A 19750-nucleotide genomic window follows, 5' to 3' on the forward strand; every position below is an offset into this window, starting at 1 on the left:
CTATCCTTATATTTATATAGATTATAGCTAATTCTCACTTTTATTTATAAAATTTCTTTCTTTAAACTCTTTTGCTGCTACTGCATAACCACCATTCGAACTATCAACAAAATGTGCATGTTTTCCATGTCTTTCAAAAATAAGACAAGTCATTAAAGCTGCATCTGATTTATGTAATCCGTAAATTATCTCACCTTTTTTAAACTCATTCTCTAAATAGCTTTTTAACTTAAAAGTTTGTTCTTTACTTGTTGATACTACCATTCTTAATAAATCATCAAATTTTTCTGCATCAATTGAAGAAATTGTTCTATTTCTATAAGAACCCCACTTACCAACACCTAATTTCATAATTACAAAACCAATTATATTTATAAATTTTAGTCCTAAAATTTTTATATATCTTTTAAATAAGTCCTTTTCATATATTGAAGCTTCTACTTTTAAATCATTAGTATTAAAACTAAGTTTTAATTTGTCATTATTTAAAGGAGACCTTTTTATTTTATTTCCTATTATTCTTTCAATATTATCTAAGATATTTAAGTAGTACTCATCATTTTTACATTTAATAATAATAGCTAAAGTATCATCTCTAGGTGATTTTATAGCTTCCCATCGACATTCTAAACCTTCTAAATCAACTACAGTTGAATCAAGTAACTTATCTTTTATTAAAAACTCTTCACTATTTTTAAGTAAATCATCGGCAAACTCTAAACCTCCACCTTTTACAATAGCTTGAAAGCTATCTTCATTTAGTTTTAACTTCGTAATATCAATTTGTTTTTTATTTTCATATATTGTAGAAACACAAATTATTCCTACTCTTAAATCTAAAGAGTAAGTTTCTTTTGATATTTTTTGCACTCCTAGTAAAATCTGTTTAGCTTCTTCATAAATTATCTTTGGGATCAAAACAAAAGCTCCATCTCCACCAAAGACAAAAGGTAAATCAAGAGTTTTATCAATATTAAGAATAGAAATAATACTTAAAGCCCCAACCATATTGACTTCTTTATATTTCCCATTACTTATTGCATTTGTAGAGTTTTTCACATCTGTAATAACAACATACCAATCATCTGGCATACTTTTATAATTAGTAGATTTTGTTATATCTTTTATAGATTTTATACTTTCTAAATTCTTGTAAAAATCTTTATTCATTTTAATCTTCCAGTAAATTTAAAAGTTCCATATTTTTCAGAACTTCTGTTGTTCCATTTGAAACAGCCATTAAAGGTTCCTCACTTATATGTACAGGAAGTTTAATTATGTTTGATAAGTATTTATCAATTCCCCTTAAAAGTGCACCTCCACCTGTTAATACAACTCCATTATCAATAACATCTGCTGCTAAATCAGGAGGCATTTGTTCTAAAAGTTTTCTAATAGAATTTGAAATTTCTTTTAAAGGTTCACTAATTGCTTTTCTAAACTCTTCACTATTTAACTCAATAGTTTTTAAAAAACCAAAATTATCTTTTCCTTTTACTTTTACAGTTAAAGGTTTTTCAAGTTTTATTGCCGTACCAATGGCAAATTTAACTTTTTCAGCAGCTTCACTACCTATAGTAAGACTATAATTTTGTTTTATAAACTTTACTATTTGTGCATCAAAACTATCACCAGCTGTTCTTGTAGCTTTACATAAAACAAGACCACCTAATGAAGTAAGTCCAATCTCAGTAGTTCCAGACCCAATATCTACTACAACATGACCATCTGGACTATTTACAGGAATTCCTGCACCAATTGCAGCAGCTAATGGCTCTTCAATTAAATACACTTTTCTAGCTCCTGCTGCAATTGCTGATTCTTTAACAGCATTTCGCTCCACTGGTGTTACCCCATAAGGTATACAGATTATGATTTTAGGTTTAAAAAAGAAGTTCTTTTTATAAGCTTTTTGAATAAAATAGTTTATCATAGTTTCTGTAGTATCAAAATCAGCAATAACACCATCTTGCATAGGTCTTACAGCTTTAATATGTAAAGGTGTTTTTCCAAGCATTCTTTTTGCTTCAAGCCCAACAGCTATTACTTTATTTTCACCTTTATTATTTTTTTGTATTGCTACTACTGAGGGTTCATTTATGATAACACCCTTGTCTTTTGTTGTAACAATAATATTTGCAGTACCTAAATCAATAGCGATATTAGGTGCGATAAGATTTGATAAAGTATTAAACATATTTTTCCCAAATTTAAATTTATATTGAGATTATATAGGTAAAGCAGTTAAAAAGCGATGAAGTATGTATTAATTTTTCTTATCAATAAGAGAGAAAACTCTCTTATTGATTGTTAATTTCTCTTGCACCTATATTTCCATATCTATGGTATGAATGAGAAACTGATTGTTCTATGAAATAGTTAAGAAGTTCTAATCTTCCTTCCATCATAGGTTTTGCTCTAATAATAAAAGTCACTGTTTTAGCTGCTTCTTCAAATACAGCAGAACTAACCTTTGAAATATCAGAATATATTATTCTATCATAAGAAGAAATATGCTTCATCATTTCATTTTCACTTTGTTCAACTAAGCTATCTCTTGAAGTGAATAACTCAGACTTATTTGCCTCTAGGAAATCTTTTACTAGATTATTATTTTCGATTGAAACTTTAAAATGAACCCCAGAAACTCTTGCAGCTAGAATTCTTGATACTGCTTCAAATAAAGTATCATCACTAGATACTCTAATTAATACATTTTTTAAAGGAATATATCTGAAATGATTATCTTCACCTCTTACTTTACAATAATCTTTTTCTTGGCTAAACTCATTTTCATAATTTTCATAATATGACTGTAAAGCAACACCAAGTTTCTCAAAGTCTTCTTTGTTATTATTTGTTTTTGCACAACTTTCAATAAAACTTGCTAAATCTGAATTATATCTTCTGCTAACACTTGGTGTTTTTGTTTCATTATAATCAACAAATTGAGTTATATAGTTATAAATTCCTACTTTTCTACCTGCACCAATAGCAGATTTACCCATACCACCAAAAGGTTGTCTTAATACAATTGCACCTGTAGTTCCTCTATTTACATAAAGATTACCAGCTTTTAAATTAGCTTTCCAGTACTCAACTTCTCTTTCATCTAAAGATTCAATTCCTGAAGTTAACCCATAACCTGTATCATTTACAATTTTTACAGCATGTTTTAAATCTCTTGCTTTCATAACAGCAAGTACTGGTCCAAATAATTCATTTTTATGAATAAAATTGCCCTCTTCAACTCCCCACTTAATAGCAGGTTTTAACATAAACTCATTATCATTAGCATACTCTGGTGCTAATGCCCATTCTTCATTTCCTTCAAGTTCACTAATTGCTTGTTTTAAAGCCCCTCCAACTGGATTTGCTAAAGTTCCTATTCTATTTTTAAAATCCCAAACAGAACCAACACTCATAGATTTTGCTGTATCAATTAAAGCTTTTCTAAATGACTTATCATTATAAACTTCCTCTTCTAATACAAGTAAAGATGTTGCACTACACTTTTGTCCTGAGTTATTAAAAGCACTTAAACACACATTTTTAACAGCTTGCTCTCTATCTGCCATATTTGTTACAATTGTTGCATCTTTTCCACCAGTTTCAGCTGTTAAGAATAAATCTGGTCTTGTTTCTAACATACTATAAGCAGTATCTTCACCACCTGTTAAAATCACAAAATCAACATCTTTATTTGCTATTAAATGTTCCCCTGCAAGTCTTCCTGGACAAGGAACAAACTGTAAAACATTTTTAGAAATACCAGCATCCCAAAAACATTTGCACATTTCATAAGCAGTTAAAGCAGCAACTGACGCAGGTTTAATAATTACAGTATTTCCAGCAGCCAAAATAGAAGCCACACCACCTAAAGGAATAGCAACTGGGAAATTCCAAGGAGGAACAACAACTCCTACACCCTTTCCTGAAAACTCTAAATTTTCATACTTATCCCAGTATTGTGCACTATGTGAATAAAATTCAATAAAATCAACTGCTTCTGAAACTTCAACATCAGTTTCTGTAAATACCTTACCAACCTCAGCTGCAGCTACTCCAATTAAATCATCTCTTCTCTCACGCACTTTTATAGCTGCTTGTTTAAGCATAGCATGTCTTTGACTATGAGATAAACTTCTCCATCCGTCAACATCAGCTTTTGCAACATCAACAGCTCTTTTTAAATCATCAGCAGTTGCATTCGCAAACTTACCTGCTAAAACACCCTCTTTTAATTGAGACTTATCAATAGCTTCAACAATTTTTCTATCTTGTGTTAAATCCTCACCTCCAACTACAACAGGAGTAATTTTATGTTCAGTGTCTTTTGAGAATTTCCATTTTTTTACAATATTTTTTGCCCATTCTTGATTTGCTGGAAGTACAAAGTCTGTATCAGCTTCTGCATGGTAATCACCTGTATCATAAGAAGAACCCATAAAGTTCTCAAAGTTCTCTTCTAATCTATTTTGTTGTCTTTTTGCACCAACATAAGATGTTTTTTCATTTATAAAAGATTTTCTAAATAAAGCTTCTTGCATTTTCCAATCTCTTGAACCAACTTCAAGACCAAAAGAATATCTAATAAAGTTATTTGGTCCTGTATTCTCATCAAGTCTTCTTACTAAATAAGCAATTGCATTTGTAAATTGTTCCTTTGAAGCTGTTGGACCATATAAAATTGCATTTTTTGAAATCTCTTTAATAGCAAGTCTAGCAGGTTCGCTCATACCTTCTAACATTTCAATAGTATGATACTCAGAAGTCTTATTAGCATTTGCCAACTCTACAGCAAAAGCTTGTTCAAATAAGTTATGAGAACCTGTTCCAACATGCATAAATGGTGCATTTTCACTTTGAAGAGCATATCTTATCATTCTTTTATAGTTAGAATCTGTATCACTTTTATCAGTATAAGTTACCATTTCCCAATGCTTTTGAGATGCTTCTGTTTCCTCCATCTCCATATTAGCACCTTTTACAAGTCTAAACTTAATAGGTGAACCACCATTTTCAACTCTTTTTTTAGCCCATTGGCATAAATCTTTTTGAACTAAAAATGAATCTGGAATATATGCTTGAAGTACTATTCCTGCATAAAAATCTTTAAACTGTGGTAAATCTAAAGTTCTTTTAAATACCTCAACAGTAATATCTAAATCTCTATACTCTTCCATATCAAGATTAATAAACTTATTTGATTTTATACCATCAGCAGCTACATAAGGGTATTTTTGTGCTTGCTCATAAATTCTAGTTAGTTTTTGAACTAAAGTTTGAACTGTTCCTTCAAAATTCAATGGATTAATTTGTGAATAGATAGTTGAAATTTTAATAGAAATATAATCAATATTTGGATTTTCTAAAGCTTTTAGATATTTTTCAATTCTCTCTTGTGCTTCTTCTTCTCCAAGTACAACTTCCCCAATAAGATTTACATTTACTCTAGTACCTTCTGATTTTCTCATTTTAAGATGTTTATTAAATGGTTCATCTTCACCTTTTAAAACAACAGTTTTTGTATCTTCTCTAATTTGATTAACAAACATAGGAACTGATAAATCAGGCAAAAATTTACCAAAATTTTTAAATAACCATAAAAGAGATTTATCTTTTGTAGTAAAAAAATGTGCCATACCATGTTTTTCTAATAAGAATATAATTTGATCTGCAACTCTAGCATTTGATTCACATCTAAAACATTGATCCATTAGCTCAATTAATAATGCTTTATCTTCTGGATGTTCAAGCATTTTATTCATCTTTACATAAAATTCCCTATCCCAATCACTTACTAGTTCAGTTGCTCTGTTTTGCCATTTTTGAGCTAACTTTATTGATGATTCTATTAATTCTTGTTCATTTTTCATCTATCTTTCCTTAAAATTTATTGTTTTTTAAATGAATTTTAAGTAGCTTAGAGCGCACACTTTCATTTGTGCTCGTAAGAGGGAAGCAACCGCCAAGTATGTCCCTCTTGCTACTTAAATATTTTTCTTCTTCAAATTAATGTTTTTTCCCTAAATATGCTTCTTGAATTGTTTTTGAATTTAACAACTCTTGTGCTGTACCTTCGTGAGTAATTTTACCAACTTCAAGTACATAAGCTCTATCTGCTAATTTTAAAGCAGCTTTTGCATTTTGTTCTACTAAAAGAACAGTTACTCCACTTTGAGCAATTTCTTTTACTGCTTTAAAAATTGCTTTAATTAAAATTGGAGCTAATCCAAGTGAGGGTTCATCAAGGATTAATAGTTTTGGTTTAGACATAATTGCCCTACCAATTGCAAGCATTTGTTGCTCACCACCTGAAAGCGTTCCTGCAAGTTGCTTTCGTCTTTCTTTTAATCTTGGAAGAATGTCATAAATCCACTCTAAAGTCTCTTTATCATGGTCTTTTAAAGTATATGCACCCATCATTAAGTTTTCTTCAACTGTTAAAATTCCAAAAACTCTTCTTCCTTCTGGAGAGTGAGACATTCCCAGACTTACGATATCATGAGCTTCACATTTTGTAATATCATTTTTATCAAAAACAATATGTCCAGATTTTGGTTTTAAAAGTCCTGAAATAGTCTGTAGAGTTGTAGTTTTTCCAGCACCATTAGCACCAAGAATTGTAACTACCTCACCTCTTCTAACTTGTAAAGATATACCTTTAATAGCTGCAATTGCCCCATAAGATACATGAAGATCTTTTATATCTAATAAAATCTCATTATTTACCATTATTCATCCTCCTCATCATCTGTTCCAATATATGCTTCAACAACTCTTGGATCATCTTGAACAAATGAAGGCTCACCTTGAGAAATCTCTTTTCCAAAGTTAATAACAGTAATATAGTCAGTTAATTTCATAACCATTTCCATATCATGCTCAATCATCATAATACCAAGTCCCATCTCTTTAATTTTTAAGATGATATTTGTTAATTCAATTGTTTCATTTTCATTAAGTCCTGCTGCTGGCTCATCTAAAATTAAAATCTCTGGATTAGCAGCAAGTGCTCTTGCCATTTCAATTTTTCTTTGATTACCATAAGATAAATCACCTGCTGGAGTATCTGCATATTTACTTAAACCAAAAAAATCCATTAATTCTTCAACTTTTTGCCAATGTTTTAACTCGTCTTTTTTATAAGCAGGAGTATGAATAATTGAGTGGTACCATTTTTGATTAGATTTTGTATGAGTTCCTGCAATAATATTTTCAGCAACACTCATCTCTTTAAATAATCTAATATTTTGAAAAGTTCTTAAAACTCCTCTTTGAGCAATTTTATGAGGACTCATTCCTGTAATATTTTCACCCTTATATTTAATAGTTCCCTTCTCAGGAGTATAAATACCAGTTACACAGTTAAACAATGTAGTTTTACCAGCTCCATTTGGACCAATAATTCCATAAATTTGACCTGGTTTTACTTTTATAGTTAAATCATCAATAGCAACTAAACCATGGAAAAATTTTGAAACATTCTCAATTTCTAATACATATTTCATTATTTATTCTCCTTTAATTTAGCAGCTTTCTTTTTTAAGAACCTTGGAATATTTCCAAACTTAGCTGGCCATACACCATTTGGTCTTAAAATCATTGTTAAAACCATAGCAGCACCAAAAATCAAGTATCTTGATTCTTTAAATTCAGTAAATAACTCAGGTAATACAAACATTACGAAAGTTCCTATTATAATTCCTGGAAGTGAAGCAGATCCACCAACAAGAACAATAGCAAAGAACATAACAGATTGCATAAAATTAAATGATTCAGGAGATACAGCTGAATACTGAATAGCAAAAACAGCACCTGCAGCACCTGCAATAGCAGCACCTAAAGCAAATGCAAATAGCTTGTAGTATGAGATATTAATTCCCATTGATTTTGCTGCAATTTCATTTTTATTTATATAATATAATGCTCTTCCATATCTTGAAGTATCAAGGTTTCTAATAATCAATAAAGTAATTAGTAATAAACCAAATGCCATATAATAAATAGAAGTATCAGACCATAACTCATATCCAAATATTCTTACTACATCAATACCAAAAATACCATTTGGACCACCAGTTAAACCAAATACATCATTTGATAAAACTTGTTCAAAGATAATATTAAATCCAATTGTTGCAACAAGTAAATAATCACCTCTTAAGTGAATAATTGGACCTGCTAATAAAATTGAAAAGATTACTGGTATGATAATTGCAAATGGAATAGTTGCAATAATTTCAAAGCCAAAATGTACATTTAAAATAGCTGTTGTATATGCACCCATACCAAAGAAAATAGCATGACCCATATTAAAAATACCAGCACGTCCTAAAATAATATCTTGAGAGAAAGCAACAACTGCAAATACTAAAAATGTAATACCAATACTTAACCAAGCAGAGTCAACTAAAAACGGGAAAATAGCCATTACAACTAAAAATAGTACAGCTATACTTGTAGTTCTATTCATTATACTTTCTCCGCTGTTTTTTCACCAAGAATACCTGTAGGTCTTAGTATTAAAATTACAATTAATAAAATAAATGTAAATGTTTCAGCCCATTCTGTTGAAATATATCCTGCAATCATTGCATTAAATAATCCAAGTAATAAACCACCTAACATTGCTCCTGGAATTGAACCAATTCCACCAATAATAGCCGCAATAAAGGCATTTAATCCATAAAGCCATCCCATATCAAATGTTAAACCTCTATAGTAAATTCCAATAAATAAACCACCAATTGCCCCAAGCATTGATCCCACAATGAAAATAATCATAATAATTCTATTTACATTAATACCCATAAGTTTTGCAGCATCTTGATCTATTGCAGTAGCTCTAATTGCTGTACCCATTTTTGTTTTATTAATGAAAATATATAAAGCAATCATTAACACTGCTGATAGGGCTAAAATTACCATTTGTGTAAATGAAATTACTACAGTACCAAATGTCCAAGAAGTATTAGGGAAAACATCTGATGGGAAAATCTCCATATTTGGTCCCCAAATCAGCATAATTCCATTTTGAATCACTAAAGAAGCTCCAAGTGCAGAAACTACTGCACTTAACCTTGGTGCAGTTCTTAAAGGCCTGTATGCTAGACGCTCAAGAAGAACACCCACAAAAGCTACAATAACTGCTGTTAAAGAAAACACTATTACAATGTTTACTAAGTTCAGTGCATTTGAGCCATAAAATTGAGTAAAAATAGTAAGTCCAACATAAGCAGAAAAGGCAACAAGGTCACCGTGTGCGAAGTTGATTAACTTCATCACACCGTAAACCATTGTATAGCCTAAAGCTACTAATGCATATAAACTTCCTATAGTTAAACCATTAATTAACTGTTGAAGAAAAATATCCATATTATTAAAGCCTTATTATTCAGTAACTACTTTTTTAGTACCATCATTTTTCATTTTATAAACTACAAATTTAGCACCAACTCTCTCACCATCTTCTCTAATATTAAATGGTCCTGTAATACCTGGATAATCTTTCATATCATTTCTAATATAATCTGAAATCTTTTTAGTATCAAATGATTTAGTTTTTTCAACACCTTCAATTATTGCTCTTAAACCATCTGCATTTGTAACAGGCCAAATTGATGGAGGATCCATTTTAAATTCAGCTTTGTATGCAGCAAGATATTTTTTTGCAGCTTCATAAGGTAAAATTTCTGGTGTTGGGAAGTTTATTAAAACTGTACCCTCAGCAGCTTTACCAGCTAACTTATAGAAATCAGGGTTATCATTTGAATCTCCACCAATGAAATCAGCATTAATTTGTAATTGTTTTTGTTGAGCTCTTAATAATCCACCATCAGTATAATATCCTGAATAATAAATTACATCTGGATTCATTGCTTTAACTTTTGTAAGCATTGCTGTAAAGTTTTGAGTTCCTGATTTTATTTTCCCTCTAAATACTACATTTCCACCAAGTGCTTTAACAGAAGCTTCTGTTGCATCACCAAGTCCTGATGAATAAGATGAATAATCAGATAAAACAACAATTTTTTTGTATTTTTTTGTGTTTACCATATAATCTGCTGTAAAATCACTTTGAGATGAATTTGGAAATGAGTTTCTAAAGAAAGTCCAATATTTTCTTTTGATTAAAGAATCACTTGTTCCATCAGAAGTTTGTAAAACTTTACTTCTATAATAAGTAGTTTGTGCAGCTTCCGTTGCACCTGATGTATATGAACCAATTACAGCAAAAACACCTTCATTTACTAATTTTTTAGCACAAACAGCTGCTTTTTGAGCTTTTGCTTCATCATCACAAGTAACAACTTCAATTTGTTTACCTAGTAATCCACCTTGTGCATTTTTTTCATCTACAATAAGTTTTACAAAATTCTCAATACTTTGTCCCTCATTTGCATACTTACCTGTAATAGGTGCTTGTACACCAATTTTAACTGTATCAGCAGCTACTAAAGAACTTGCTACTACTGCACTTAGTGCTAATGCACCTGTTAATTTTTTAAAATTCATATATCTCTCCTTAAATTTTTTTGATTTTAACTATTTTAAAAAGTAGGCTCTATAATATAACAACCTACACACCATTCACCAATGTTGTCTATCTTTTTAATCTCGCCTCCTTTAAAACTTGATTTTAAATTTTTATGCACTGAAACAATCTTATCAAAAGCTTCAATTATCTCTTCTAATCTTTTTTCACTTTTTTTTCTAGCTGTATTTGAGATATCTAAATAAAATGCAAAAACTGCATAATCTAGTGTTGAATCTTCTTTTTTATCACGTGCAAGCATTTTACACATTGTTTCAACATCATTTTTATACTCTTCTTGAACATTTCTAACACCATTTTTTATACTCATAATTACTCTAGAAATAGAATCATTATCACTTTTATGCTCAAATCTTTCATCTAAAGTAAGACAAATTACATCTGGTGTTAAATAATGCTTTTTCATAAATTCTCTAAAAGCATCTCTTTTAGGAAGAGAACATCTTAAAATATCTGCGATTGTTGCATCTATAAAAATCTCTGGTGGATTTTGAAGTTTCGCAATTTCTTGAGAAACATGAATAGTAAGAAACTTAGCAGGAGCATAAGATAAATATAACTCATCAGCTGTCCAAAAAGAGTAGTTTTTCTTTGCAGTTTCCATTCCTGTAAGAACTGCTTCTATAACTTCTTCTTGCTTAGGAAAGTTATTCATTATCTTGTCCTATATAATTTTCATCAACTTCTTGAATTATTCCACTTTCACAAAGAATATCTTCAATAAGTCTATTTTTTGAAATATTTAAGGATTGACTTAAAACAATTAAAGCATTATCTAACCTTTTATCAATTTTAATAGTTAATTGAGATATCTCTTTTTTATTACTCTTAAGATGGTTGTTAATAACTTTTTGAATTACAGTTCTTTTATTTTTTTGCTTTGCCATTTCTTTAACTCTATAAATATTTATTAGTACTACTTTTAGTACTACTTTTATTTCTTTAGTCATTATTTCATAGCAAAACTTAACTGAGTCTTAATTTTTATAGTGAAATTATATACTTTTTGTACAATTGTTACAAAAAAGTGTCAAATGCTATTCTATTGCTATTTAACTTACAATTTTAGCTATTTTTCTTAAATTTTAGCTGTTGAATTACTAAGCCAAATACAATTGTACTTAATCCAATAACTGTTGATATATATATTTCTTCTCCAACAATAAAATATATGAATACTAAAGACAAAAAAGGAGAAATAAAAATCAAATTAGCTATTTTTGATGTTGAAGTAGCACTTTGCATAGCTTTTAACCAAAATAAAAAGGTAATTCCCATTTCAAACATACCAACATAACTAGCAGCTAATATACCATTTAAAGAAGGAATACTAAGTGGCTGTGTTAATAAAAAATATATACTTATAATTGGAAGAGAAATTAAAAAATTACTAAATAACCCTACAATTGGATCAACCTTTGATTTTGTATTTAAAATCCAATACATAGACCAAAGAACCGTAGATAATAAGGCTAGAAAAACTCCATCAAGATTTGAGAAGTTTAAAGAAAAAGGTTCACCCTTTGTTGATATAATTAAAACACCAAAATAACAAATAATACCTGCAACTATATCATTTATTGTTAGTTTTTGTTTTAAAAATATTACTGATAAAAAAGCTAACATTAAAGCCCAAGTATAATTAATAGCTTGTGCTTCTTGAGCAGGTAGCAAATCATAGGCTTTAAATAATACAAGGTAATATAAAAAAGGATTTATAAGTCCTAACAAAAATACATTTTTAAAGTTTGACTTTATGTGTTCTTTTACTAAAGTAAATTTTTTTTCATAAATAATAACAAATGATAATATAATAGTTGAACTAAAAGAAGCATATAATACGAGTTCATAAGGAGTTAAATACGATAGTGAAACTTTAAAAGCTGTTGCTACGGTAGACCAAAAAAATATTGCTATTAGCGCATACTTGTATGCAGTTGATTGAGTATTAATGTTAAATCCTTTAAAAAAAGAATTGTAACATAAAAATTATATGTTTATTTCTTAAACTTTTACTTTTTTAATCTTTTTATAATACCAAAAACCTAAGAATGCAAGGCAAAGTAAAATAGATATAATTATATATCGTAAATACTCTTTAACTAAGGCTTCATTATCTCCAATATAGTATCCAAGTAGAGTTAAAACAATAACCCAAATACCTGCACCAAGTGTAGTATAAATAGAAAAAACAAGTAAGTTCATTCTAGCAAGACCTGCTGGAAAAGAAATATATTGTCTAACAGCTGGGATTAATCTTCCTGAAAAAGTTGATATGTGGCCATGACTTTTGAAAAACTCTTCCATTTTTACAATAGTCTCTTCTTTTATAAAAAAATATTTACCATACTTAACTAAAAAACTTCTACCAAATTTTATAGCTAAGAAATAATTTAGAAGTGCTCCTGCAAGAGAACCTAAAATACCAAAAAAAATAGCAAGAAATAAGTTCATCTCACCTTTATAAGCTAAATAACCAGCAGGAACCATTACTACTTCTGAGGGAAAAGGGAAAAAAGAACTTTCCAAAAACATCATAATGAATATACCAATATAGCCTAAACTTCCTACAGTATCAACAATAAAATTTACTATATCAGCTAACATTTGAGTCCTAAATTAATTTTTTCCATCTTTCAATAGAATTATTTATAAGTTCAAAAACTTCTTCATTACTTGGTTTTGTATCATCAAAATAATCAGATACAATTTTAAGAATATAAAAGTCTTTTATTTTTTCTTTACAACTATCTTTGAAAAAAGATGCTTGTTTATCAACAAGAAGTGTGTCTAAATTCTCATCACTTTCTAAATTCTCTTCAACAGTAGTTATATTAGCAAAATTTAGTCCATGAATAAATCTGTTCGTACAAAAAAGTGTACCTAAGGCGATTGAGCCATCACCACAAGAAGCAATGCTTAAATCAAAAGCTTTAGAAATATTGTAAGTATTAAATATATAGTTTAATGACTCTTGAATCTCTTCTTTACTTGTACCAGAAATGATAAGTAAAATATCATCATTAGAATATATATTTTTTAAAGAACTATTTAATTCTTTCAAATTAAAAAATTCTATAATTGGTTTAGCTTCTACCTTTGAGGTAGTGTGAATTAATATTTTTGACATAGTATAAACTAAGGGGTTAACCTTAGTTAATTACTTTTTAAGCTCTTTAATTCTTGCAGCTTTACCTTTTAATCCTCTTAAATAGTGAAGTTTAGCTCTTCTTACTCTACCTCTTCTTACTACTTCAAAAGACTTTAAAGACTCTGAATATAATGGGAAAATTCTTTCAACACCAACAGAGTTAGCTCCAATTTTTCTTACAGTAAATGTAGAATCAACACCGTTACCAGCTCTTGCAATTACGATACCTTCGAAAGTTTGAACTCTTTTTTTCTCACCTTCTTTAATCTCAACACCTAATCTAACTGTATCTCCAGCTCTAAACTGAGGAATTTCTTTGTTTGCAATTTGCGCTGCTTCAAAAGCCGCAATATATCTGTTTTTCATGTCTTTACCTTTGGTGAAAGTGCCCGCATTTGCAAGTTGCGGGGTATCACACTTTTAATTTGTTTTTTTATTTTTAACTAAATCTGGTCTAAAAAATTTTGTCTTGCAAATAGCCAGATTATTTTTTAAGTCGGCTATTTTACTATGATTTCCCTTTAAGAATTCTTTAATGACACTTAAATTACGAAAATTTTCAGGTTTAGTAAAGGATGGTGCTTCTAAAATATTATTTTCATAACTTTCCATTACTAAAGAGTCTGAATTACCAAGAACACCTTCAACATTCCGTGAAATTGCATCTGCCATTACTAAAGATGGTAATTCACCACCTGTTAAAACAAACTCACCAATTGAAAACACTTCATTTGCATATTTTTCAATAACTCTTTCATCAATTCCCTCATATCTTCCAGATACAAATACAATATTTTTCTTTTTTGCTAATCTTTTTGCATCATTTTGATTAAAAGGTTTAGCAGCTGCTAAAGGAAAAATAATGTAGGCTTCTTCATTTGATTCTTTAATTTTATCCAGACAATCAAAAAGTGGTTGGGGTGTCATAAGCATTCCAGCTCCACCACCAACCATTTGCTTATCAACTTTTAAATGTTTATTATTAGTATAATCTCTTGGATTATAAAACTCATAATTAATAAAATTAGAATCAATTGCTCTTTTTAAAATAGAGTCTTGAAAATATGGTTCTACTAAATTTGGGAAAAGAGTCACAAATGTAAATTTCAAATCAAACCTTAATTTTTTGGGAATTTTATCTTATTTTAAATTAAGTTTAGTTTTTATTAGCTATACTCTTGTCCTAAATTTTATGAAAGGATTGTTGTGAAGTCACCAAGAGGTTTTGGAAAAAGCTATTTTACATTTGCTAGTATATTAGCCCATAGTGTTCAAAAAACTATTGAAAACCAAATTACAATTGCGAAAAAGACTTTACGATATAGATCATCTAAAAATGAAGATGAAGTATTAGAAGAGGATCCTCCTGATTTACTTTGTACTTTATCTATTATCACTAATCATAATAAACCTTGTCATTGTGACTGCCATTTTAGAAAAAAAACAAAAATAGCTATCACTTTATTTAAGTTTATTCCTAGATGTCCATATTATACTGCTTGTTTCGCATTTAGACGAACAGGAGTACACCCTCCAATATTATCTTTAAATATCAATTAATAACCATACAAACAAAAATATATAAATTTAAGGATAAATAATGTCAAAAAACTATGTAATAGGATTTCCAAGAATTGGAGAACAAAGAGAGCTTAAAAAAGTTTTAGAAGAGTTTTGGTCAAATAAATGTTCATTTGAAAAAGTAGAAGTTATAGCTAAAGAATTAAAGCAAAGACACTGGTCTTATCAAAAAGAAGCAGGAATTAATTTTATTTCATCAAATGATTTTTCACTATATGATAATGTCTTAGATACTTGTGTTTTATTAAATGCTGTTCCTAAAAGATTTAAAGATTTAAAAGATGAAGAATTATATTTTTCAATGGCAAGAGGAAACAAAAATAGTGTAGCAATGGAAATGACAAAATGGTTTAATACAAACTATCACTATATAGTTCCAGAGTTAAGCCTAGAAGATGAGTATAAATTAAATGCTTCAAAAATTATAAGTGAATATAAAGAAGCAAAAGAATTTGGTTTAAAAACGAAAATCAATATTATAGGTCCTTTAACATTTTTAGGTTTATCAAAAAGAGTTGATAATAAAGATGTTTATGAACTTCATTCAAAAATACTTCCAGTTTATGAAGAACTATTAAAAGAAATATCAAAACTTGATGATAATATAACAGTTCAAATTGACGAGCCTATTTTTACAAAAGATAATGAAGTAAAAGTTTTAAGTTTAATTAAACCAACTTATGATTTATTAACAAAAGCATCTGATAATATTGATATTATTGTAACTACATATTTTGAACATTCAAATGAAGCTACTAAAATTTTAGTTAACACACCTATTTATGGTTTAGGGCTTGACTTTTTATATGGAGATAAAAATTTCGAAGTTTTAGAAGATATCGCAAAAAGTGATAAAAAACTAATCGCGGGAGTTGTTGATGGAAGAAATATTTGGAAAAACAATATTCAAAATACACTTGAACTATTAAGTAATATCACAAAACAAGTAAAAAAAGAAAACTTACTTATATCTTCATCTTGTTCACTACTTCATACTCCATATAGTTTAAAATATGAAGAAAAAATGAACAATAATATAAAAAGTTGGCTTTCTTATGCTTGTGAAAAACTTGAAGAATTAAATTTAATTACAAAAATATTTTTTGAAGGTGTTAATTATTTAAATGATGATGAAAAAAATGCTTATGATGAAAATATTCAAGCAAATTATCATAGAGCTAATTCTGAAATAATTCATGACAAACTTGTACAAGAAAAAGTTAATAAGTATTCTAAACTTGAAAGAGATGGAACTTATGAAGAAAGAATTAAATTACAAAAAGAAATCTTAAAATATAAAGATTTAGCAACAACTACAATTGGTTCTTTCCCTCAAACAGCTGAAATTAGAAAGTCAAGAAGAGATTTTAAAAAAGGTAAAATTTCAAAAGAACAATATGAGAAAGATATGAAACAATATATTGATGATTGTATTATTTTTCAAGAAGATTGTGGAATTGAAGTATTAGTTCATGGAGAACCTGAAAGAAATGATATGGTTGAATATTTTGGTGAACAACTAAAAGGTTATGGCTTTTCTCAAAATGGATGGGTTCAATCTTACGGTAGTAGATGTGTAAAACCACCTTTTATTTATGGAGATATTAGCAGACCAAAAGCTATGACTGTTGATTGGATTACTTATGCACAAAGTAAAACTAATAAAATCATGAAAGGTATGTTAACAGGTCCAGTTACTATTTTAAACTGGTCTTTTGTAAGAGATGATAAACCAAGAAGTGAAGTATCTAAACAAATTGCTGTTGCACTTAGTGATGAAATTGATGATTTACAAAACGAAGGAATTAAAATCATCCAAGTTGATGAAGCTGCATTTAAAGAAGGTTACCCTTTAAGAGCTGAGAATATTAAAGATTATGAAAACTGGGCAACAAGAGACTTCAGAATATGCGTTAGTACTGCAAAAAAAGAAACTCAAATTCATACACACATGTGTTATAGTGAGTTTAATGATATTATTAAAACAATAGAAAATATGGATGCAGATGTAATTTCAATTGAAACTGCAAGAAGTGGTAATGAACTACTTAAAATTTTTAAAGAAGTTGGATATAAACAAGAAGTTGGGCCTGGAGTTTATGATATTCACAGTCCTAGAATTCCAAGTGTAGAAGAATTAAAAAATCAAATAAAACTTCTTTTGGAAGTATTGCCAAAAGAGCAATTATGGATAAACCCTGATTGTGGATTAAAAACAAGAAAATGGGAAGAAGTTAAACCAAGTTTAATTAATATGGTTGAAGCTGTAAAACAAATAAGAAAAGAAAAAAATAGTATCTAAGTTAAGTTTTATAACAAAATAGTTTTTACTTCAATAGAGTAAAAACTATTTTTAGATATTATTTCCAAAACTAAAATAAAAAGTATAAAGATGATTACATTTGAAAAAATAAAAGAAGCTCAAAAAAATTTAGAAGGTGTTTCGCAAAACACACCAATGACAAAAGCACCAATTTTAAGTGAGACTTTTAATAGTGATATTTATTTAAAAAAAGAGAATTTACAATTAACAGGAAGCTTTAAATTAAGAGGTGCATATAATAGAATTGCTAATTTATCTCAAGAAAAAAGAGATAAAGGTGTAGTTGCAGCAAGTGCAGGAAACCATGCACAAGGTTTAGCTTATGCTGCAAAACAATTTAACTGTCATGCAACAATTTTTATGCCAGAAGCAACACCTCTTACAAAAGTTTCAGGGGTTAAATCTCATGGGGCAAATGTTGTATTAACAGGTGAAAACTTTGATGAAGCTTATGAAGCAGCGATGAAGTTTAAAGAAGAAAAGAATTGTGAATTTATTCACCCTTTTGCTGATGATGACGTAATAGCAGGACAAGGTACAGTTGCCTTAGAAATTTTAGAAAAAGTTCCTGATTTAAAACAATTAATTGTTCCTATTGGTGGAGGAGGATTAATTGCAGGAATAGCAATAGCAGCAAAAGCTATAAATCCAGATATTAAAGTTATTGGAGTTGTTGCAAGTGGTGCAACTGCGATGAAAGAATCATATAAATCACAAATGCCTATTGATTCAAAATCAGTTAGAACTATTGCTGATGGTATTGCTGTAAGAGATGTAAACCCTAAACTTTTAAATATTATTATTGATTATGTAGATCATATTGTTGAAGTTACTGACAATGAAATTGCTAATGCAGTTTTATTTTTACTTGAAAAACACAAACTTGTAGTTGAAGGAGCTGGTGCTGTTGCAACAGCTGCAATTATGCATGATAAAATTGATATGGATGATACAAAAGTTTGTGCACTTATTAGTGGAGGGAATATTGATGTTACTATGCTTTCACTAATTATTGAAAAAGGTTTAGTAAAATCAAATAGAAAAATGAATCTAATGGTAACACTTATGGATAAACCAGGTTCATTAACACATTTAAGTGAAATTTTTAGAGAGTGTTCTGCAAATATTGTACAAATAGATTATGATAGAGACTCGGTAAAACTAGACTTTGGTGAAGCACACATAACAATTTCACTCGAAACAAAAGGTCAAGACCATCAACAAGAAATTAGAGAGAAATTGAAACAAAATGGTTACAGATTTAAAGAAATTTAATTTAATTTAATATGTAAATTAATACCTAAAGAAAGATTTTAGAAAAAAAATTATACAATGTACGACATAATTTAGTATTGAGTAACAACAAAAAGGAAAAAAATGGAAGGAAGACTGTTTACATTCTTAGGTAGCATCGGTGGTCACGGTCAAGAATGGATTATTTTATCTCACTATATTCTAGTGATTGGTATTATATTTTTTATAGCTAGAGCAGCTACTAAAAAAATGCAACTAGTTCCAACTGGTTCACAAAATGTAATGGAAGCTTTCATAGGTGGTATCATTGCAATGGGTGCTGATACAATGGGTGAAAAAAATGCAAGAACATACATGCCTTTAATTGGTTCTTTAGCATTAGTAGTTTTTATTAGTAATATGATGGGTGTTATCCCTGGATTTGAGTCGCCAACTGCAAACATCAACTTTACTTTAGCATTAGCTTTAATCGTATTTGTTTACTACAATTACTTAGGTATTAAAGTAAATGGTTTTGTTAACTACTTTAAACATTTTATGGGACCAATGCCTGCATTAGCACCATTAATGTTCCCAATTGAAATCATTTCTCACTTATCAAGAATTGTTTCATTATCATTTAGACTTTTTGGTTCTATTAGAGGGGACGATATGTTCTTAATGGTACTTTTAATGTTAGTACCTTGGATTTTACCTCTTCCAGGTTTCTTCATGTTAACTGCTTTTGGATTCTTACAAGCATTTATCTTTGCAATCTTAACTTATGTTTATATTGCAGGTTCTATCATGATGGAACACGAAGATCATTAGTAATAGCTAAAGATTCTAATAATAAAAAAGGGGAAGGTTCAAACCTTTCCCTTTTTTTATACCAATAAAA

19 protein-coding genes are annotated in these 19750 nt (G+C 29.1%); 4 read left to right on the plus strand and 15 right to left on the minus strand.

Annotation, left to right across the window (positions count from 1 at the left end; translation table 11 throughout):
• Nucleotides 1-27: 27 nt before the first annotated feature.
• From ACH5BK_RS07340 to trmD, 15 genes are all read right to left on the minus strand, one after another.
• The gene (locus tag ACH5BK_RS07340) at nt 28-1170 is read right to left on the minus strand and encodes a DUF3095 domain-containing protein (RefSeq protein WP_404305955.1); all 1143 of its coding nucleotides are present in this window, start codon (nt 1168-1170) and stop codon (nt 28-30) included.
• Between the two features lies 1 nt (nt 1171).
• Nucleotides 1172-2197, minus strand: coding sequence for a rod shape-determining protein (locus tag ACH5BK_RS07345; RefSeq protein WP_404305957.1), 1026 nt, complete (start codon nt 2195-2197; stop codon nt 1172-1174).
• A 103-nt stretch (nt 2198-2300) separates the two neighbouring features.
• The gene (locus tag ACH5BK_RS07350; RefSeq protein WP_404305959.1) at nt 2301-5879 is read right to left on the minus strand and encodes a proline dehydrogenase family protein; all 3579 of its coding nucleotides are present in this window, start codon (nt 5877-5879) and stop codon (nt 2301-2303) included.
• A gap of 136 nt (nt 5880-6015) precedes the next feature.
• Nucleotides 6016-6738, minus strand: a complete 723-nt coding sequence (locus ACH5BK_RS07355) for an ABC transporter ATP-binding protein (protein ID WP_404305961.1) — start codon at nt 6736-6738, stop codon at nt 6016-6018.
• Nucleotides 6738-7514 carry an ABC transporter ATP-binding protein gene (locus ACH5BK_RS07360; RefSeq protein ID WP_404305963.1) on the minus strand — a complete coding sequence of 259 codons (777 nt, stop codon included), beginning with the start codon at nt 7512-7514 and terminating at the stop codon, nt 6738-6740. The genes ACH5BK_RS07355 and ACH5BK_RS07360 overlap by 1 nt, the downstream gene beginning before the upstream one ends.
• On the minus strand, nt 7514-8479 hold the full coding sequence (locus tag ACH5BK_RS07365) for a branched-chain amino acid ABC transporter permease (protein ID WP_404305965.1): 966 nt from the start codon (nt 8477-8479) through the stop codon (nt 7514-7516). The genes ACH5BK_RS07360 and ACH5BK_RS07365 overlap by 1 nt, the downstream gene beginning before the upstream one ends.
• Nucleotides 8479-9381, minus strand: coding sequence for a branched-chain amino acid ABC transporter permease (locus ACH5BK_RS07370; RefSeq protein WP_404305967.1), 903 nt, complete (start codon nt 9379-9381; stop codon nt 8479-8481). Before ACH5BK_RS07370 ends, ACH5BK_RS07365 begins: the two co-directional genes overlap by 1 nt.
• Before the next feature lie 15 nt (nt 9382-9396).
• Nucleotides 9397-10521 (minus strand): branched-chain amino acid ABC transporter substrate-binding protein, encoded by a 1125-nt coding sequence (locus ACH5BK_RS07375; RefSeq protein ID WP_404305969.1) that lies wholly within the window; start codon nt 10519-10521, stop codon nt 9397-9399.
• Between the two features lie 35 nt (nt 10522-10556).
• The gene (locus ACH5BK_RS07380) at nt 10557-11216 is read right to left on the minus strand and encodes a hypothetical protein (protein WP_404305971.1); all 660 of its coding nucleotides are present in this window, start codon (nt 11214-11216) and stop codon (nt 10557-10559) included.
• Entirely contained in the window at nt 11209-11511 is a 303-nt protein-coding gene (locus ACH5BK_RS07385; protein ID WP_404305973.1) for a hypothetical protein, read from the minus strand. Before ACH5BK_RS07385 ends, ACH5BK_RS07380 begins: the two co-directional genes overlap by 8 nt.
• Nucleotides 11512-11626: 115 nt before the next feature.
• Nucleotides 11627-12514 carry a DMT family transporter gene (locus tag ACH5BK_RS07390; RefSeq protein ID WP_404306248.1) on the minus strand — a complete coding sequence of 296 codons (888 nt, stop codon included), beginning with the start codon at nt 12512-12514 and terminating at the stop codon, nt 11627-11629.
• A 51-nt stretch (nt 12515-12565) separates the two neighbouring features.
• On the minus strand, nt 12566-13168 hold the full coding sequence (locus tag ACH5BK_RS07395) for a DedA family protein (protein WP_404305975.1): 603 nt from the start codon (nt 13166-13168) through the stop codon (nt 12566-12568).
• 7 nt (nt 13169-13175) lie between these two features.
• Nucleotides 13176-13691: a hypothetical protein gene (locus ACH5BK_RS07400; RefSeq protein WP_404305977.1), complete on the minus strand. Its 516-nt coding sequence runs from the start codon at nt 13689-13691 to the stop codon at nt 13176-13178.
• A gap of 30 nt (nt 13692-13721) precedes the next feature.
• A complete protein-coding gene (gene rplS, locus ACH5BK_RS07405; RefSeq protein WP_404305979.1) occupies nt 13722-14078 on the minus strand; it encodes a 50S ribosomal protein L19 in 357 nt (118 codons plus the stop codon).
• 54 nt (nt 14079-14132) lie between these two features.
• Nucleotides 14133-14822, minus strand: coding sequence for a tRNA (guanosine(37)-N1)-methyltransferase TrmD (gene trmD, locus ACH5BK_RS07410; RefSeq protein WP_404305981.1), 690 nt, complete (start codon nt 14820-14822; stop codon nt 14133-14135).
• Nucleotides 14823-14918: 96 nt separating this feature from the next.
• Here trmD and ACH5BK_RS07415 point away from each other — a divergent pair, with 96 nt between their 5' ends.
• From ACH5BK_RS07415 to ACH5BK_RS07430, 4 genes are all read left to right on the plus strand, one after another.
• Entirely contained in the window at nt 14919-15272 is a 354-nt protein-coding gene (locus ACH5BK_RS07415) for a hypothetical protein (RefSeq protein WP_404305983.1), read from the plus strand.
• 40 nt (nt 15273-15312) lie between these two features.
• Complete coding sequence (gene metE, locus ACH5BK_RS07420; RefSeq protein ID WP_404305985.1) at nt 15313-17595, plus strand: 5-methyltetrahydropteroyltriglutamate--homocysteine S-methyltransferase; 2283 nt, start codon at nt 15313-15315, stop codon at nt 17593-17595.
• 90 nt (nt 17596-17685) lie between these two features.
• Nucleotides 17686-18891, plus strand: a complete 1206-nt coding sequence (gene ilvA / locus ACH5BK_RS07425; protein WP_404305987.1) for a threonine ammonia-lyase — start codon at nt 17686-17688, stop codon at nt 18889-18891.
• Nucleotides 18892-18993: 102 nt separating this feature from the next.
• A complete protein-coding gene (locus ACH5BK_RS07430; protein WP_404305989.1) occupies nt 18994-19680 on the plus strand; it encodes a F0F1 ATP synthase subunit A in 687 nt (228 codons plus the stop codon).
• Nucleotides 19681-19750 lie beyond the last annotated feature (70 nt).

The sequence above is a fragment of the Arcobacter sp. YIC-80 genome (assembly GCF_044841725.1).
Lineage (GTDB): Bacteria > Campylobacterota > Campylobacteria > Campylobacterales > Arcobacteraceae > Arcobacter_B.

Bases quoted from the DNA above. Each gene is read 5' to 3' on its own strand.
- ACH5BK_RS07340 (WP_404305955.1), bottom strand. From the start codon at position 1,170: ATGAATAAAGATTTTTACAAGAATTTAGAAAGTATAAAATCTATAAAA.
- ACH5BK_RS07345 (WP_404305957.1), bottom strand. From the start codon at position 2,197: ATGTTTAATACTTTATCAAATCTTATCGCACCTAATATCGCTATTGAT.
- ACH5BK_RS07350 (WP_404305959.1), bottom strand. From the start codon at position 5,879: ATGAAAAATGAACAAGAATTAATAGAATCATCAATAAAGTTAGCTCAA.
- ACH5BK_RS07355 (WP_404305961.1), bottom strand. From the start codon at position 6,738: ATGGTAAATAATGAGATTTTATTAGATATAAAAGATCTTCATGTATCT.
- ACH5BK_RS07360 (WP_404305963.1), bottom strand. From the start codon at position 7,514: ATGAAATATGTATTAGAAATTGAGAATGTTTCAAAATTTTTCCATGGT.
- ACH5BK_RS07365 (WP_404305965.1), bottom strand. From the start codon at position 8,479: ATGAATAGAACTACAAGTATAGCTGTACTATTTTTAGTTGTAATGGCT.
- ACH5BK_RS07370 (WP_404305967.1), bottom strand. From the start codon at position 9,381: ATGGATATTTTTCTTCAACAGTTAATTAATGGTTTAACTATAGGAAGT.
- ACH5BK_RS07375 (WP_404305969.1), bottom strand. From the start codon at position 10,521: ATGAATTTTAAAAAATTAACAGGTGCATTAGCACTAAGTGCAGTAGTA.
- ACH5BK_RS07380 (WP_404305971.1), bottom strand. From the start codon at position 11,216: ATGAATAACTTTCCTAAGCAAGAAGAAGTTATAGAAGCAGTTCTTACA.
- ACH5BK_RS07385 (WP_404305973.1), bottom strand. From the start codon at position 11,511: ATGACTAAAGAAATAAAAGTAGTACTAAAAGTAGTACTAATAAATATT.
- ACH5BK_RS07395 (WP_404305975.1), bottom strand. From the start codon at position 13,168: ATGTTAGCTGATATAGTAAATTTTATTGTTGATACTGTAGGAAGTTTA.
- ACH5BK_RS07400 (WP_404305977.1), bottom strand. From the start codon at position 13,691: ATGTCAAAAATATTAATTCACACTACCTCAAAGGTAGAAGCTAAACCA.
- rplS (WP_404305979.1), bottom strand. From the start codon at position 14,078: ATGAAAAACAGATATATTGCGGCTTTTGAAGCAGCGCAAATTGCAAAC.
- metE (WP_404305985.1), top strand. From the start codon at position 15,313: ATGTCAAAAAACTATGTAATAGGATTTCCAAGAATTGGAGAACAAAGA.
- ilvA (WP_404305987.1), top strand. From the start codon at position 17,686: ATGATTACATTTGAAAAAATAAAAGAAGCTCAAAAAAATTTAGAAGGT.
- ACH5BK_RS07430 (WP_404305989.1), top strand. From the start codon at position 18,994: ATGGAAGGAAGACTGTTTACATTCTTAGGTAGCATCGGTGGTCACGGT.